General features: G+C 43.2%; 18 protein-coding genes. All 18 read right to left on the reverse strand.

The genetic code is table 11. The annotated features are described in order from the left end of the window. Window positions 1-126: 126 nt before the first annotated feature. The 18 genes from AC5SXE_RS11570 to fliP are packed head-to-tail and all read right to left on the reverse strand — an operon-like array spanning window position 127 to window position 17,164. Window positions 127-765 carry a hypothetical protein gene (locus AC5SXE_RS11570; protein WP_493917400.1) on the reverse strand — a complete coding sequence of 213 codons (639 nt, stop codon included), beginning with the start codon at window positions 763-765 and terminating at the stop codon, window positions 127-129. 1 nt (window position 766) lies between these two features. After that, window positions 767-1,342, reverse strand: coding sequence for a hypothetical protein (locus AC5SXE_RS11575; RefSeq protein ID WP_493917401.1), 576 nt, complete (start codon window positions 1,340-1,342; stop codon window positions 767-769). Beyond that, window positions 1,335-1,649 carry a hypothetical protein gene (locus tag AC5SXE_RS11580; protein ID WP_493917402.1) on the reverse strand — a complete coding sequence of 105 codons (315 nt, stop codon included), beginning with the start codon at window positions 1,647-1,649 and terminating at the stop codon, window positions 1,335-1,337. Before AC5SXE_RS11580 ends, AC5SXE_RS11575 begins: the two co-directional genes overlap by 8 nt. 14 nt (window positions 1,650-1,663) lie before the next feature. Then, entirely contained in the window at window positions 1,664-3,256 is a 1,593-nt protein-coding gene (locus AC5SXE_RS11585; protein WP_493917403.1) for a flagellar assembly protein A, read from the reverse strand. A 20-nt stretch (window positions 3,257-3,276) separates the two neighbouring features. Beyond that, complete coding sequence (locus AC5SXE_RS11590; RefSeq protein ID WP_493917404.1) at window positions 3,277-4,041, reverse strand: sigma-70 family RNA polymerase sigma factor; 765 nt, start codon at window positions 4,039-4,041, stop codon at window positions 3,277-3,279. 5 nt (window positions 4,042-4,046) lie between these two features. Continuing rightward, entirely contained in the window at window positions 4,047-5,084 is a 1,038-nt protein-coding gene (locus tag AC5SXE_RS11595; RefSeq protein ID WP_493917405.1) for a ubiquitin, read from the reverse strand. Window positions 5,085-5,115: 31 nt separating this feature from the next. Next, window positions 5,116-5,607 (reverse strand): chemotaxis protein CheD, encoded by a 492-nt coding sequence (locus AC5SXE_RS11600; protein ID WP_493917406.1) that lies wholly within the window; start codon window positions 5,605-5,607, stop codon window positions 5,116-5,118. Between the two features lie 4 nt (window positions 5,608-5,611). Further along, a complete protein-coding gene (locus AC5SXE_RS11605) occupies window positions 5,612-6,244 on the reverse strand; it encodes a chemotaxis protein CheC (RefSeq protein ID WP_493917407.1) in 633 nt (210 codons plus the stop codon). Window positions 6,245-6,282: 38 nt separating this feature from the next. Then, entirely contained in the window at window positions 6,283-8,295 is a 2,013-nt protein-coding gene (locus AC5SXE_RS11610) for a chemotaxis protein CheW (protein ID WP_493917408.1), read from the reverse strand. Window positions 8,296-8,326: 31 nt separating this feature from the next. Then, a complete protein-coding gene (locus AC5SXE_RS11615; protein WP_493917409.1) occupies window positions 8,327-9,388 on the reverse strand; it encodes a protein-glutamate methylesterase/protein-glutamine glutaminase in 1,062 nt (353 codons plus the stop codon). Continuing rightward, window positions 9,369-10,091 carry a flagellar brake protein gene (locus AC5SXE_RS11620; RefSeq protein WP_493917410.1) on the reverse strand — a complete coding sequence of 241 codons (723 nt, stop codon included), beginning with the start codon at window positions 10,089-10,091 and terminating at the stop codon, window positions 9,369-9,371. The genes AC5SXE_RS11615 and AC5SXE_RS11620 overlap by 20 nt, the downstream gene beginning before the upstream one ends. Next, window positions 10,055-10,939 (reverse strand): MinD/ParA family protein, encoded by an 885-nt coding sequence (locus AC5SXE_RS11625; RefSeq protein WP_493917411.1) that lies wholly within the window; start codon window positions 10,937-10,939, stop codon window positions 10,055-10,057. The genes AC5SXE_RS11620 and AC5SXE_RS11625 overlap by 37 nt, the downstream gene beginning before the upstream one ends. A 13-nt stretch (window positions 10,940-10,952) precedes the next feature. Then, window positions 10,953-12,161, reverse strand: coding sequence for a flagellar biosynthesis GTPase FlhF (flhF, locus tag AC5SXE_RS11630; protein WP_493917412.1), 1,209 nt, complete (start codon window positions 12,159-12,161; stop codon window positions 10,953-10,955). A gap of 1 nt (window position 12,162) precedes the next feature. Beyond that, complete coding sequence (gene flhA / locus AC5SXE_RS11635; RefSeq protein ID WP_493917413.1) at window positions 12,163-14,232, reverse strand: flagellar biosynthesis protein FlhA; 2,070 nt, start codon at window positions 14,230-14,232, stop codon at window positions 12,163-12,165. Window positions 14,233-14,253: 21 nt separating this feature from the next. Then, window positions 14,254-15,360 carry a flagellar biosynthesis protein FlhB gene (gene flhB / locus AC5SXE_RS11640; protein WP_493917414.1) on the reverse strand — a complete coding sequence of 369 codons (1,107 nt, stop codon included), beginning with the start codon at window positions 15,358-15,360 and terminating at the stop codon, window positions 14,254-14,256. Beyond that, entirely contained in the window at window positions 15,351-16,130 is a 780-nt protein-coding gene (fliR, locus tag AC5SXE_RS11645) for a flagellar biosynthetic protein FliR (protein ID WP_493917415.1), read from the reverse strand. The genes flhB and fliR overlap by 10 nt, the downstream gene beginning before the upstream one ends. Further along, window positions 16,127-16,387: a flagellar biosynthesis protein FliQ gene (gene fliQ, locus AC5SXE_RS11650; protein ID WP_493917416.1), complete on the reverse strand. Its 261-nt coding sequence runs from the start codon at window positions 16,385-16,387 to the stop codon at window positions 16,127-16,129. The genes fliR and fliQ overlap by 4 nt, the downstream gene beginning before the upstream one ends. 12 nt (window positions 16,388-16,399) lie before the next feature. Then, complete coding sequence (gene fliP / locus AC5SXE_RS11655) at window positions 16,400-17,164, reverse strand: flagellar type III secretion system pore protein FliP (RefSeq protein WP_493917417.1); 765 nt, start codon at window positions 17,162-17,164, stop codon at window positions 16,400-16,402.

Here is a 17,164-nt window from a genome sequence, read left to right on the forward strand (position 1 = left end):
ATTATAGTTGTATTATAGTTGTATTATAGTTGTATTATAGTTGTATTATAGTTATTTACTTCTTTAATTTTTGACCAGGTTTTCGCAAGGTGTTTATCTCGAGCTGACTTTTACTTCGACGTAGTCTTAACCACCTCCGCTCCTCTCGCATGCCATCGAAACCCAAGTCCACACCACACTCTCCTCCAAAGCTTGTTGTCCGAGTTTGCGACATAAAAACAAATAATAAGGCTCGTCGCTTCCTCGTGCCCTAGAATACCATACTAAAACTACGCCCTCTTTTTTATTTAAAATCAACTTTAGAGCTTTGTTCTTAATTATAGGGCAAAACATGGCGATGGGAATAGTCCCTTTCTCAAAAAAATCCATACTTCGAATGTAAGCTATTTTATTTACCCTTTCTTGAGGGAAAGCATTGCATAAAGAAATGTCCGAATTAACGGAAACGATGCCACGAAGTTTTACTTTTTTTGGTTTTACGTTGATGCAACGCAACGTAAGCCTTTTTAACTTGAACTTATCGAGACGTAAGGATGCATCTTGAACCCTCAAAAAGGCACGGTCTGAAAAATCCCAACTTTTACAAACCACATCAAAGTCGAGTGTGAGGAATTTAACCATGACATTGCGATGTACGTTTCTAACCTTGATGAGTATATCGACTAACGAAAAAGAGCGAACCTTAATTTTTCCCAATAATACACGTGCCAGGCGTTCTATAAAACTGTCATGTAACGTTTGACTTTTCATCGTTGATTTTTTCATCTTAACATTCTTCTATAATGACGTCCAACGCTTTCGCTATCCGCTGAAATGGCTCTAGTAAGTCCATATATCTAGCGGCTTCTTTTAATATGTGCAAGAGAGCTTCAACTTCAGCTTGTTGGGGAGAAAATCCAAAGCATACTTTAATTGGAGGGCCTACTTCCTCAGCCTGATAGATAAAACATTCCCCGTCAAATAATCGTTCGTAGGTACCCACGGTTTCTAAAGGCAATCCCGAATATTGCTCAATTGCTATGACAGGATATTTAACAAGCGAACGAGTTGGCACAACCAAGGTCGGGTCTTGACAGATTAAAACTTCTGGCTTTTTTGCAATTGATTTAACTAAATTTTGTAAAATTAACCCTTCTCTAAGATAGGTTTCGAGAGCACTCCCATACAAGACTCTCTCCAGCCTGGTCGGTTTTATTGGCTCTACATAGTTAAAATCTACTGGTATCCCCCGGAAGTCAGTGATCATAACAGCACCTGTATATATGCCTTCATCGCTAAAGGGTGAGATGTATAAATAACCTATAAAGAAATCTTTTTTCGAAACTGCACTAGCTTTAGGCATAAACATCCAATCCTTCGCAATCTCCCTTGAACCCGGTCAGATCGTCAGCTTTCGTTGGCCGTTTTTTCGATTTCTTTTGACTATTATGATTGCCTCCATCATTGGAGCGCTTCCGATCGTTTACAGCTAATTTATTTGCGCCAGAAGATTTTTCCTTTCGCTTTACTTGTGCTTGTGCTCGCTCAGTTTCCTCAAGTGCCTCTTGCCTCATAGCAAATTGAGCTGCAGAGGAAGCAGCATCTTTGGACAGTTGCTCCTCTTGTCCCGCTTTTAACATGACTATTTGCCACTGAATCGGTCGCAGCATGACCTATCACCACATTACGAATAGGATGTAAATTTTATCTCCCCTTTATCAAAGTAGAAGGTGACGTACTCCATTCTATCTCTAACTATGTAAGTAATACCTCTCATATTTATGATAACACCAGGATAACATACACCCTTTACCTTTACCCTACACGCCTCATTTACTCTAAGAATCTCTCCCTCCAGCTTTTGTCGTTGTGCATCATAAAATTCCACACTGGACTGTAGTCGTAATTTTGCCTTCGATAATTGTAGCATCAATGCTCTTTTGGATTGATCAATCATTCCTTGTGCCTCTAATCTTTTGATATAGGCAAGGTTGTTTTCAATGCTATTGAGCTTTTCCTCCAAATCCTCAAGATTTTGCAATATTATTTTTAGTTCCTGCTGAAGGGATGGAATAATCCCGACTTGGACTTCGGTTTTCGTTCCCATTTCGCTGCCCAAGGTAACACAAGAGATCTCGAAGCCAGCCGAACAACTTCCTCCAACGATGACTCCCCTCCTGCCGCCCATAACTGTTATCTTTTCGGTAGCCATCACGGTGCTATGCATTATGGATCTTTCTACTATTACATTGTTATTGCTTTTAACATAAGATTGATCTATAAATAAAGCTATTATGTCAGATTCTGCCTCAATATGGGCTCTGCCCATCCCCCTTATTCCGCCGCGAATCAGTATCCTTCCGCTTGCTCGCAAGTTCGCAGCTTCTACAACCCCCCCAACCTGGATGTCCGAACCAGCAATCACAGTAAAACCATCACGCACAGACCCTTTGATAACGACACTTCCGATGAAATTCACATTACCAACGCTATAATCTACATCGCCATCCACTTCATAAACAGGCATTACGTGCAATTTTCCATCCCTTGCTATCAGATTTCCGTCTATCGCAGCAATGAGCCTCAAGCCATCCTCTGATATTTCAGTGTTATTGCCCTTTGGCAAATTTTTATCCCTTGCCTGCTTTGCTTTAATAGGTTTGCCTAAGACATTTATGCCATCTCGTCCCTGTTTTGGAGGTATTTTTTCGGCAAGAACTTGTCCCTTAAAGACATTAATAACTGCGCCAAGCTCACGCAAATCCACTCTTGCAGCACTGGGATCATCGACCTTGGGCTTTAATCTTTCCAGATCTACCTTAAGATCTACATGGGCATCCTCGCCATCAATTGGTTTTATTCCCTCAGCAACAACCATCCATTGGTGTCCAACTTTTTCTGCGCACGCCTTCTCTAAAAGATCTTTCTTAATGCCAAAGGTTACGCCCGCCTTTTTTAGCTCGTCCTCAAGATCCTTAGGAGAAGGCCAATTCGTCTCATCTAGGGGAGGAATTATATGGATTAAAGCCTCAATACCATCTTCCGAGATGTCAACTTCGATAGTAGCTTCGCCTGTGCCAGATGGCACTTCATCAGAAATCTTTACGATTTCACCCCTTCGTTGATCTATAATCTCGTCAATTAAACTCCCTTCAACTTCAATCCCTTGACGCTTAAGGTAGCCTATTATCTCTACCTTGCTTACGTCTTTGCCTGGCTTTATCTCGATATACACGCCATCTTCACGCGCATACACTGAAAAAGGGCGCGAGTTCACCGCTTTTCACCTCACGAACTTCAATTATATTCTTTCTTCAACAGTCCTCTTAGCACGCTTAGGGCTTTTCCGTGTATCTGCGATATTCTAGATTCAGTGACACCAATTACCTCGCCTATCTCTTTAAAGGTTAGCCCTTCATAATAGTATAATGACAACACTAATTTTTCCTTTTCTGGCAATTTCTCCAAGGCTCCCTTTAATCTCTCGCACTCCTCATTACTTTCCGTAAACTCTTCTGGCGTTGGCGCATTATCGGAAACCAGAGACCCTCTTTCAACTTCTCCGTCCTCTAAAAAAATTACTTCGTCAAGGGAAACGACGTAGCTACGGCTCATCAGCTCGTAAATTTCCTTTAATTCCTTTTCGTCCATTTCCAGTTTTATCATTAATTCCTCATCGTCAACTTTAATACCCTGTTTGTTTAACTCACTTATAGCTTTCTCTAAGCGTTGGATTTTTTCCCTAGCACTCCTGGAAAACCAATCGTACCGCCTAAGCTCATCGAGAATTGCTCCCCGGATTCGCGGAAAGGCAAACGTATTAAAGGAAACGCCTCGATAAGGATCGTACCTATCGATAGCGTCTAACAATCCCATCACGCCAAAGCTTAGAAGGTCATCTTGACTCAGGCCTGTCGGAATTACCACCGACATCCTGCCTACAACATAGCGAACCAGAGGAAGATAGATTCTAACTATTTCTTCTTTTAATTCATCAGAATGGGTAGAAACATACTTTCGCCAAATTTCGTTCATAACATCCTTCGTCGGCCTTTTAGTCAATATTTCTACCTCCTAAGTGTAAAAAATAACACTAATACGATGATAACTGAGATTAATATCATAATAAGATACGAGTCCCTCTTTTGTTGATCTGACTTCGTTGGAGAAATACTTACCTTTATCTCGCCTGAGCTTTTAAACACGCCCTCCATACCGTCTGAAATAAAAAGACGCACTAAACAATCTCCGCTCGGCAATCTTTGTACAGATTTTACTTCAAAGGTGGGCGTCAACTTGCTCCCTGCAAACAGTCCGTTTATGAACTTTCCCAATGGACTGGAGGAGGCAATCGATGCCTCAACCATGTCTCCTTCTTTTAAATCAGCAACCGGCTTACCTTTGATAACATCTAATTTCGGAATGCATGTTAATGTCACGTTTTGGATGGCTTTCCTCTGAGCCTCTTCTTCAAATTCTTCTTTAGGTATTTCTTCTTCGTCTTTTCCTGCAAGAGGTGATAGTTTGTACCTTATTTCATTGAATTTTTCCACGTCAATTTCTACAGTCAAATCGGATCTAAAAATGCCCATTATGGCCAGATAAAGTGATTTTTGCGCTTCTGCTAAATTAAGTTTCGAAGAAAAAAGTTTGTTTAAAGTAGTATTGGTAAAATAATCGCCTAATATTTTTTCAAACCGCCTTTGACTTTGATTATCATGAGGGGTCTCAAGAGTTGTGATATACGAATATACCGATTCCCAAGCAGCTTTCACATCAAATCCCGCGGGCAAATCCTTTGAACCAACCCATGCCTTAAAGGCTACAATTTCTCCTGTCATACCCTTGGCAACAAGACAAAAGATGCCGTTTAAATCATCTTTTTTTCTTGGCTGAAATTTACCCTTAATCGCTATATAAGAGGGAGCAATTTCCCTTATATTATTTATGAGTTTTTGCAAATCGCCCTCGCTATGTTCAAGTACGGATTTAATCTCCTCAACTGAGGCGCCTGTTTGATTAGAAAGAAGCTGGATTAAACCATGGTCAATCACAATTTTATCCTCGCTCGATTCGGACTTATTGTTCTCCTCTGCCCCCTTCATTTTTTTGCCCAGCTCCCTTCAATTTTTATCTTCATATTCTCTTCATTTCGGAACCAATCACCTTTACCACCATGATCCAATGTTCGGTGTGAAATTCAACGCTACGACCCTTATTGCCACCTACATCACACCCGACCAGAGGTATGCTAAAATTATTTAATACGCGTTTAGCGGCTTCAATATTGCGCTCTCCAATAGCCAAAAAGGAGCTAGATTTTTTACCGGGAATCGAAAACATTTGAGCGCCACCCGCCATTTTAGCTTTAAGCCTTGATTTCAGGGCTCCCAAAGCAATTAATTCTTCCATTAATCTTGGCACAGCCGTATCGACGTATTTACCAAATTTCTTAACGTTTTGGCCCTCATGATTTTCAGGTAACATCACATGGCCCATTCCTGCGACCTTCGCTATTTCATCATAAATAACCAATCCAAGACATGAGCCTAATCCTAAAGAGGTAAGCACCACCGGATGTTTAGCTACAACAATATCCCCCATACCAACGTGATAAACTGGCACCATAGCACTAGAGCACCCCCAGCTTTGAAAGCAACACCGATAAACACTGGGGATCCGGCAAAAGCATGACGTGGCCACTCAAAGGGCTCTCATTCCCAGCAACTCGAAGCTGGGTTTCCGAAATGATGGCTACCTCTCCAACCATACCATAATAGGCAGCCAACAGATCGAGTATGGCTCCTAACATATCATGGGCAATGGCCGGTACAGTAACGGGCAAAGGACAATTGATCATGGCACTAATGGCATTCAAAAAGGAGCTCAATACGATGTTGCCCACCTCAACTAATAAACTATCGGCAATTTGGTCCATTTGATCCTGCGACAAATCGCCGAAATCTTTTGCAATTAGCATCCTTACGAGTTCCTTTGCTATATCATCACTCATAATCCAAAGCATGTTTCCAGAAAATTCGCCCTCAAACCGAAGATAAACGGCGCTGACTATTTTCGTGGGAGAGGTATAGCGATCCGCCAATTCGTATATAGAAACTAATTCCGCTTTAGGAACATCCATGGTCACAGCTGACCCCACGAGCTGTGACAGGGCAGTAGCAGCGTTACCCGCACCTATATTTACCGTCTCTCGTATAACGTCCAAATGAAACGAACTTAAACCTTCCAGTTCACTGTGCCCCATCTTTCGATCCCCAGCCATTCTTGAGGTAAATTAGTTGATCACCAATTCCCAACACCAGCTACATCCAGTATCAATGCAACTTTACCATCGCCTAAAATTGTGGCCCCAGCCATGCCACGCACTTTAGACAGCAATTTTCCCAGCGGTTTTATAACTATATCTTGCTGTCCTATCAGCTCATCGACAATTAGCCCGCGGCGCTTGCCGCTGGCACCCGCTCGCACTACAACGACAGGATATTCTTCTTTATCATACTGTTCTCCGGGATAACTTAGCAACGCCTTCAAATCGTGTAGAGACAGTATTTCCCCCCTAATAGTGGTCACTAGAGAGCCGTGTACGTGCCTCGTCTCGTTTTTATCCACCAATAACGTTTCTTCCACGTTCTCGAGCGATATGGCATAAGTTTCATCGCCTATGCGTATTAAAAGAGCCAACACTATAGCAAGCGTCAACGGCAGTTTTATTGCAACTTTGGTGCCCTCGCCCACCTTAGAAGTAATCTGGAATTGTCCCCCTAAAGATTCAACTTTACTTTTCACTACATCCATGCCGACCCCTCGACCGGATAAATCCGTAACCCTTTCGGAAGTACTAAAACCCGGGAGGCAAAGAAGTCCCAGTGCTTCCTCATCGGACATCGAATCGGCTTCCTCTTTGGTGATTAAGCCCTTTTCGCTCGCTTTTCTTTTAACCACCTGGGGGTCAATTCCCCTCCCATCGTCCATTACTTCTATTACAACGCTATTGCCCTCTTGAAAGGCTGCTACGGTTATCGAGCCAACGCGAGGCTTGCCTTTAGCTATTCTTTCTTGTGGGGATTCGATGCCGTGATCCAGTGCGTTTCGCAAAAGATGAATCATCGGGTCTCCAATCTCGTCTATGACTGTCCTATCTAGCTCTGTATCGCTACCTTCTATTAGTACTTCTGCTTCTTTGCCGAGACTCCTGCATAAATCTCGCACCATTCTAGGAAATCTATCAAAGACATAAGCTACTGGAACCATCCTTAACTTCGTAACTATCTCCTGAATTTCGGTAGATATTCTGCCTAACTGCAACAATGGTTCCTCGAATTCACTCAAACCCGCCTCGGCAGCCAGACGCTCTATGCGCGCCCTTCCGATAACCAACTCACCTACTAAATTCATTAATTTATCTAACCTACCGATATCAACTCTCACTGTTGTGCTTTGTTGCCTTTTAAGGGCATTCAATGCATCGCTTATCATGTCTTCCTGAGCCTTTTTATCATCTACTTGTCCCTTAATTGCACTAGGTTCTTGGGAGGCAACTTGCACACCTGAGACTTCTGGCTCAACAAGCTCAATCTTGAAGGCACTAATGTCAGAAATAGAAGACAAAATCTCCTCAGGCACTTCTTTTGGTTCCTTGGTCGTCAAATAAACATAAAAACTGTCCCCGAAGTTCTCCTTCTCAAGATCCTCCACTGGCGGCACTACCTTAACAAGTTCACCAATTTCTTCGAGGCGCGTAATTACCAAATAAGCCCTAGCTGACTTTAAAGCACAATCAGAGGCTATTTTTACAAATATCTTGTATATATCCAAACCCTGCTCTCTGGCCTTTTCAAACCAACCCAGCTCCATAGAAGTTAAGTCATCAGATAAACTAAATGCTTCTTTTTTTGTCTCCTTACCCTCACGCCCAAAACTCGCCTTTACGATACTTGCAACCTCATGTAACTTATCACTAATTTCTCCCTCTTTTCCTGTCCCTCGAACTTTTTCGATCGCCGCAGAAAGTAAATCCAGGCACTTAAACATTAAATCAATATCCTCGGTCTTTAATTCGTATTCGTCATTGCGTACCATGTCCAACATGTCCTCAAGAGCATGGGTTAAATCAGAAATCCCCTCATAGCCCATTGCAGAAGCCATGCCTTTAAGCGTATGAGCTATGCGAAAGATCTCGTTGATCGTATCTAGGGAGTGGGGATCTTTCTCAAGCAATAAGATAAGGTCGTTTAATTGTACCAATTGCTCACTGGATTCAGCTAAAAAAGCGCTTAAGTATTCGGTCATATCCATCGCCATCAACTCCGTAATCTATCATTTATTTTTATTTTGACGCTATTTCCTCCAAGCGATCTGGTATGGCATAAAGAGGCAAAACTTCATCAGCGCCACCGCACTCAATCGTCGCCTTGGGCATCCCGTATATAACACAGGTCTCGTTTGATTCTGCTATCACGTAACCGCCCTTCTGTCTGATTGCTCTGGCACCTTCGGCACCGTCGCGCCCCATACCTGTTAAGACAATTCCCATAGATGCACCGCCAACAACATCCGCCACGCTTAAAAATAATAAGTCCGCGGCAGGTTTAACCGAATGCAAAGGGGGTACGTCCGACAAACGGCATATCAATTGTTTTTCTCTATCACTTTCAACTATCATATGACTTCCTCCGGGGGCAACTACGGCTATGCCTGGTTTCAGCGGCAAGTTATCGAACCCTTCCAGTACTTCCAATTTGGAGATTTCATTTAATCTTTCAGCAAAACTCTTCGTAAAGCCACTTGGCATGTGTTGTACTATAACCAAGGGTGCTATGGAAGTGGTTTTTACTCTCTCCAAAATGCTTTGTATGGCTCTAGGACCTCCTGTGGAAGCTGCGATGGCAACCACTTCAACCTCTCCTTTTTTTGCAGGCACCTTTTTTTTCGCCTCATGGGCTGGAGGGGGTGCTTTCATCAGCTTTTCAATGTCGATAGATGCAGCAACCAGGACTTTTTCCCTCAGTTCTTGGGCAACTGCTCTCATATCAAGAGATATGGCGCCTGAAGGTTTAGCTACAAAATCAACAGCACCTAAAGCCAGAGCATTTATGGTCACCGCCGTACCCTTGCGCGTAAGACTACTTACCATAACTACCGGCCTAGGCTTGAGACGCATTATCTCTTCTAAAGCGGCAATGCCGTCCATTCGCGGCATTTCGACATCAAGTGTTATGACATCCGGACTTAATTTAAGCACTTTCTCAACAGCTTCTATCCCATCTCGAGCTTTGGCGATAACCTTGATCCTTGGGTCTTCTTCCAAGATATCGGATATGACCTTGCGCATAAATGCTGAATCATCAACAACTAAAACTTTTATCTGTTTAGTCACGGGTGTTATCACTTATGCCTTTCAACTCCTTGCTTCTTATAAACCGAATAAGCCTTTTTTCCACTACTCCCGGGTAGCCCTCAAACTGCAACCCTGCCTCTAGAAAGTCTCCTTCGTGAACTACGCGTATGGTCCTGGAAATTAAAAAGTTGTCCTCTTCCTCCAAATTTAACCTCAAATACAATCTATCATTCTCGCCAGGTATTGCTTTCCCCCTCCTTGCTCTCATTCTCATACCACCTAAACTTATATCGATACCAACAGCCCTCTCCCAAAGAGCGGTCATGGGAAATTTTTCTTCTAGGGAAAGAGAAAAAAAGAGAACATCAATGTTACACACTACTCTAGCAAACCTGCGTCTTTGGATTTTAACCGGATCGCCAACAGGAACAACCCATAAAATGGGAATACCGTTGCTCATACTTCTTCGAAAAACTTTCACGGGGACCATGGCCGGTGATTTCGTTTCGTATATGATCAACTCCAGGGAAGTATCCTTATATAATGGCACAAGCGCATTTTTGAAGAATGGATGGGAAAGAGCTACCATGCGACCCTTAACGTCTTCTATCCGCGAAGGATAACTTCCCTTATACAAACCAGTCGTTACATTAATTTTAACCTTAACGTTGACATTTTTTTCAAAAATGTCAACTAATACCTGATCATCCAACACCTTCACCTCAGCTGAATCTGCTTTAAAAGTCTCATGCAAAAAGCTTTAATTCCCCTTCCGGAGGGTGCCATTCCGACTTCTCCTCCGCCATCAGGGTTAAACACTTTTTTAGCAATCCAAGCAACACACCTCGATGCTTCGCAGTTGGGGTCCAAATTAACAAAAGGCATGCCCATCTTTATAGCTTCTTCTACACGAGAATCTTTTAATATATAACCGGCTACATTAATATTCATCCTTAGAAAATCCTTAGCCGTAAGCTGAAGTCTCGATGCAATCTCTAAAGCCTCCTTATCCGATTTTACCATATTGATCACAAGGTGCACTTCTAAAGGAGTGGTTGACTTCCCAGATACCACCTTAAGTAAGCTATAACAATCGCGAATGGCAGTTGGATCAGGCGAAGTTACAAGTAACAATGAATCAGATGCCAAAGCGAACACTATTATCGAGCGATAGACCCCTGCACCAGTATCGATGAGCAAAACATCACCATAATCTTCTAGTAAAGAAAACTCATCAATCAACTTGAGCTGTCTTGCCATATCCAAATCTGCCATTTCTTGTAAACCAGTCCCGCCTGGCAGCATATACACGTTTTCCTGTACTGAAACTAGAATATCAGAAAGCTTTTTCTCGCCATTTACAACGTGACCCAAATGATATTTGGGATAAAGACCAAACATAACATCTATGTTGGCAAGCCCCAGATCACCATCTAGCACAATAGTCCGAACTCCCATCTTTCCCAAAACCGAGGCAAGGTTGACTGACAAGCTTGTCTTGCCCACACCGCCTTTACCACTGGCTATTGTGTACGTTTTTATTCCCCCAGCAATTTTCCTTTTTAAATTTCTCAATTCAGAAGCTTGATCTCTTCTTTCCATCGTGCTAGAACCCCTATTCATTATCGCAAAGCCTTTCTAATCCTAAGGCTAGCCGCGCAATTCGGTTAGGCGAAGCTACTTCAATATCTCTTGGAACGTCTTGTCCTGTTGTAATGTAGGATAATGGCACTTTGCAAGTCTTCGTCAGCCTGAATAGATCTCCAAGCGAAGTTGTCTCATCCACCTTCGTAAAGATAATCGCATCATAGGGAACTATTTTTAATTTTTCTACTACATCCACCATTGTTGGGTAGGAAACATTGGCAGCTATTAAAAGATGTACACAATCAGGACACAAAGCATCGTAGACTTTGCGATACTCCTCTAATCTGACGATATCTTTCTGGCTTCTACCTGGCAAGTCGACTAGGATAATTTCTGCATTGTGCTTATTCAGCGCCTTCTCAATCTCGCTACTGCTTGAAACGACCTCCATTGGCACCTCAAGAATACTTGCGTAAGTACGTAATTGTTCCACTGCAGCTATGCGATAAGTATCAGCACCAAGAAGCAACACCTTCTTTTGATGCCACAACGCAAATATGGCCGCAAGTTTGGCTATCGTGGTTGTCTTCCCCACACCCGTGGGACCTATGAACATTGCCTTTTTTCCACCCAAGGCAGAAATAAAATCATTCCCGACTACAGGAATGGATTCCGCCACAAATTCGTCCAATTTCTTGTCATCCTTCGTGGGAAAGTAATCCCTAGCGGTCTCCATGGCAATAAGCGGATCAAAACCGCGCTGTAAAAGCAGTTCACATATTTGATTTTCACTGATATCATTTGAGTTTTTAGCAAAGGCAGCAGATAATCTCTCTGTCTCTTTGTTTTTGTCATCCAATTCTTGACCCATTTTGCAAGAATCACGTAACAAATCAACGGCCACTTCAGAGAATTCTATGGCATCGGAAAAATTATTTGTCAGTCTCCATAAATCATCTTCCCCAGGCTCAGATCCGGCTGAAGTACTCTCCAATAATTTTTGAAAGGCGATCAAACGATCGCGTTTTTCTTGCTCAAAATTTTTATGGTTTTCTTCTTCCTCTAAAATACCAGCCGTCACTATATATTTTCTTTTTTTAAACAACCCCAAAAAGCCACCACGTTTAACGGGAATGCTAGATAAAACCACAGCTTCGGGACCGAGCTTCTTGCGGGCCCTTTCAAAGGCCTCCTGCTCAGTATCTGCCTCATAAATTATTTGCCTCACTACACGCATCTTACTCCACCATCCCTAAAGATCGTACCTTAGTGCCTGGTTCTATCTCGCTGTAAGAAAGAACGTGCACATTCGGCAGTTTACTTTCAACAATTTTACGAACTATGAACCTCACATCCGGGTGCACCAGTAGCACAGGCAATTTCCCCTCCATGGCCATCCTTTCAATAGCTTTAGAAACTTGAGAAACAAAGAAGTTTAAGACCTTTGGGTCCATTTGCAATTGCCAACCTTGCAACAAATCCCCCTTTAGCGATTCCCTTATCTTTTGCTCCCACGTGGGTGAGAGCGTAATGACAGTAATTTGTCCATCCTCTCCCTTGAATCTGTGCGTAATATGCCTTGAAAGGGCTTCCCGCACTCTTTCAGTCAAAAAATCAACGCTTCTAGAAATACGTCCGTCGTCAGCTAAAGCTTCGAATATTGTCACCAAATCACGTATTGGCACGGACTCGCGCAGGAGATTTTGAAGAACTTTTTGAATTTCGCCCAAGGATAAAACCGACATTAGTTCTTCTACGACAGCGGGGTAATTTTCCCTAACTGCATCGATGAGCTTTTGCACTTCTTGCCTCGAGAGCAAATCGGCACCGTACTTTTTGATCGTTTCCGACAAATGTGTAGCCAAAACGGAGGACGCGTCGACTACAGTAAAACCCATTTCCTCTGCCTTTTCGCGAATCTCGGGAGATATCCAAAAAGCCTTAAGCCCGAAGGCTGGCTCAGTTGTCGGTATACCAACAAGGGTTTCTTCAACCCCGGAGGTATTGATGGCAAGATAATGATCCGGTATAAGCTCACCCCTGGACACCTCCACTCCACGTATCTTGATCACATATTCCGTGGGCTTCAATTGAATGTTATCTCTAATCCTTATGGGTGGGACTATGATGCCCAAGTCAAGTGCTAGCTGTCGCCTGATAGTGCTTATGCGCTCGAGCATGTCTCCGCCTTGCGAAGGGTCTACCAAAGGAATTAAGGCGTAGCCTATTTCTAACTCCATTGGCTCTACCGCCATAAGGGGCAAAACGCTCTCTGGCGTAACTTGCGGAGCCCTGGGTCCTGGAGGTTCTTCTTTAGGTCTTTCAGCAATGCGCCTTCTTTCTCTAATCATGCGATAACCCAAAAAACCCAGCATCCCTCCAATCGTAGCAAAGGAGAAAAAGGGAAGTCCCGGTACTATCGCTAAAAGAAACAGCATCCCAGAGGCAATGAGCAGGGGCTTGTGGCTAGACGTCAGTGAATTGATAAGATCTATTCCAAGGCTGGTCTCACCTGCCGCCCGCGTTACTATCACGCCCGTGGCCGTCGAAAATACGAGCGCAGGAATCTGGGCAACCAATCCATCTCCCACCGTCAAAAGGGCATAAATCTGCAAAGCTTGTGCGGCTGTTAACCCCCTTTGCAGTACCCCAATCGCAAGACCACCTATTATGTTTATGACAGTGATGATCAAGCCCGCTATTGCATCTCCCTTTACGAATTTAGATGCGCCATCCATGGCCCCGTAGAAATCAGCTTCGCGTTGTATGCGAGCCCGCCTCTGTCTTGCTTCGCTTTCATCTATAAGACCTGAGTTCAAATCGGCATCGATGGCCATCTGTTTACCCGGCATGGCGTCAAGCGTAAACCTGGCAGCAACTTCAGCAACTCGCTCGGCACCTTTGGTGATAACGATGAACTGTATGACGACCAGTATCAAAAATACAACAGCACCTACAACATAATTCCCACCGACTACAAAGTTCCCAAAGGCCATCACCACTTCTCCAGCATACCCCTTTAAAAGGATAAGCCTTGTGGTCGAAACGTTAAGAGCAAGTCTGTAGAGAGTTGCCAATAATAATATCGTAGGAAATGCCGCTATTTCCAACGCCTCTTTAACGTAAAAAGTAGAAAGCAACGTAATTATCGCAAAGGTTATATTGAGAGCCAAAAGGACATCCAAAAGCCTTGTCGGCAGAGGGATTATCATCATTCCCACTATCAAGACAACCAGGATTGCCATAGTTACATCGGCAAAACGAAAAATGCCACTTTTATTTGATGTCCCTTCTCTGGTAGTGCTCATAACTTTCCTCCAAAGGTAAAGCTATATATTAGCAATCTTTTTTTGCTTTAACCCATACACAAATACAAGAATTTCAGCAACTGCCTTGTAAAGTTCTTCTGGAATTTTTTCGCCTATTTCAACATTGCTGTAAAGTGCCCAAGCTAAAGGTGGTCTTTGAACCAAAGGAATATCATGTTTTTGTGCCTCTTCCTTGATCCTGCCAGCTATGAACCCCAACCCCTTCGCAATTACGATAGGCGCATCCATGAGCTTATTATCGTACTGAAGTGCAACGGCTACTCTAGTCGGGTTGGTTATAACTACATCCGCCTTTTTTACTTCGGCCATCATCCTACGCCTGGCCAGCTCGCGCTGTTTTTGGCGAATTCTTCTTTTCAACTGCGGATCGCCTTCCAGCTGCTTAAATTCTTCTTTGAGCTCCTGTATGCTCATCCTTATGGATCTCTCAAATTCCCATTTTTGATAGACGTAATCAAATAAAGCTATGATAAACAATGATACCGCCATTTTTAGGGAAAGATCGAATATCGTCTTAAGCAATGCTTGTAAGCCCTTTAAAAGGGGCATTTGCATAGTTAAAAGCAATGTTTCTAAGCTGCCCTTAAGACCGATGTAAAGCACACCGGCTAAAGCAGCAGCTTTAAGCAAACCCTTGGCCAGTTCAACCAACGATCTTAAGGATAAAACCTTTTTTAAACCGGAAACAGGGTTTAACCTATTCCATTTTGGAACTAAGGGTTTAGATGTAATTAAGAATCCAACCTGGGCAAAGCTTACTGCAAGCACTGCAAAGGCGGACAAACAGGCAATCGGCAACCACGTCTTGAGATAAACTATAACGCCTCTTACGCTTGCCCGCCAAATCCATTGTCCGCGGAAATTACTTTCGTCCGAGAGATGGGAGAACTCCCAAGCGAAGAATTCCTTCAACGTCATAAAAACAAAAGTTCCCAAGAGAAAGAGTAAAATCACCCCCATTAGCACGGCCGCAGAGGTAATAAGGTCCATGCTCTTGGCTACCTGGCCCTCTTCTCGTACCTTTCTCCTCTTTCTGGGGGTTGCCGGTTCGGTCCTTTCCTCGGCAAATAACTGTAAGTTAAAATTGACGTGCTCGTTTACCGCCAAACCAACACTCCCTCCAAAGCTAAAACTATCGCTTTGCTAATTTCTCCTTGCAAAAAATCTACCAATAACGGCACCATGAACATCAAAATTAACATCCCGAGCAATATTTTTAATGAGAAGCCCAGGACAAATACATTCATCTGCGGGACAGTCCTTGCAACGAAACCGAGTCCAATGTCGGCAAGAAGCATGGCTCCCATAAAGGGAAGAGAAATCTTCATGGCAGAATAAAAAAGTTGAGCTACCCATCTTCCCGCCCCAGGATCAATAGCCCACGACCATTCCCAAAGGCCCAAAGGAAGCAGCTTAAAGCTTTGAACAAAACCTTGAAACAGCAAAAGATGTCCATTCCATCTAAAGTAGAACCATAATGCTAACATAAATTTGAACTGGCCAAGCAAAGAAACTTGAGCTTCAGAAAAGGGATCCAATATGTTGACCATTCCCAGTCCCATCTGTATCCCCGAAAAACCGCCCGCAATTTGAAAGGCGTACAAAGGCAGTGACGCAAAAAAACCGATGCCTATCCCGATTAGGAACTCTCGGGCGGACGCTAAGATCAGCAAAAAAAGGGACCCTTTAAACAAATCTTCAGGAAATGTCAAGGTCGGCGCTACGATCAAAGAAAAAAGAAGAACAAGCATAAACTTTAGCGGGACCGGAAAGGAAGGAGGCGAAAACACTGGTGCTGCAATCGTAAGGCCCAAAAACCTCAGGCTGACTAGTAATATAATCGCTAAATACTGAACAAGTGAATATTGGAAAGTCATTGTACAAAGTCTGCCATATTCTCAAATAAATATTTGGCAAATTCGCACACATGGCCAAACATCCAGGGGCCTAACAGGAACAACAGCAAGAAAACCGCTAAGATCTTAGGAATAAATACAAGCGTCTGCTCCTGAATAGACGTGGCCGTTTGGAGGATGCCTATGATCAATCCTACCACCATGGCCGTAAGCAAAACAGGCATGCTCGACAGCAAAATTACCCATATTGCTTCCTGAAAGACATCTTTTACCGACAATTCGCCTCACCTTCACTTAAAGCTATTTACCACACTATATATAACCAAGTCCCACCCATCAGCTACGACGAAAAGAAGCACTTTAAACGGAAGTGAGACCAACATGGGCGGGAGCATTATCATACCCATGCTCAACAAGATACTTGCCACAATCATATCAACAACTATGAAGGGTATGAAGATGAGAATGCCCATTTGAAAAGCTTTTTTCAATTCGCCCAACATAAAAGCAGGAATCAATACTCTAGTCGGCACCTCATCTCGACTTTCAGGTTGTGGCAGGTCAGCAAGGGATACCATGAGGGACAGCTCTTCATCGCCAACCTGAGAGAACATAAAATTCCTCAAAGGGCCAATGGCATTATCATAAGCCTCCGATGTTGTTATTGTCCCTTCAATATATGGGTTTACAGCCTCAGTATATATGTGCTGCCAGACGGGAGACATTGTAAAAAATGTTAAAAACAAAGCCAGGGTTACTAATACTTGATTTGGCGGTAGTTGTTGAAGGCCAATAGATTGGCGCACGAAGCCCAGGACTATGAGAATGCGCGTAAAGCTCGTCACCATTAACACAATAGCTGGGGCCAAGCTCAGTATAGTGATTAGAGCAATGATCTGAAGCGTTAGGGCCACATCACCAGGAGACTCGCTAGCTCTAACATTGATGTCTAAATGTGGAAAGGGTATGTTTGGGGGTTGAGCCAGGGCCTGTTTGCTTAAAAAAACCAAGAGACAAAAGACAAAAAACAATGATAACGACATCTTTAACTTCAC

It is taken from the genome of Acetomicrobium sp. (genome assembly GCF_059026225.1).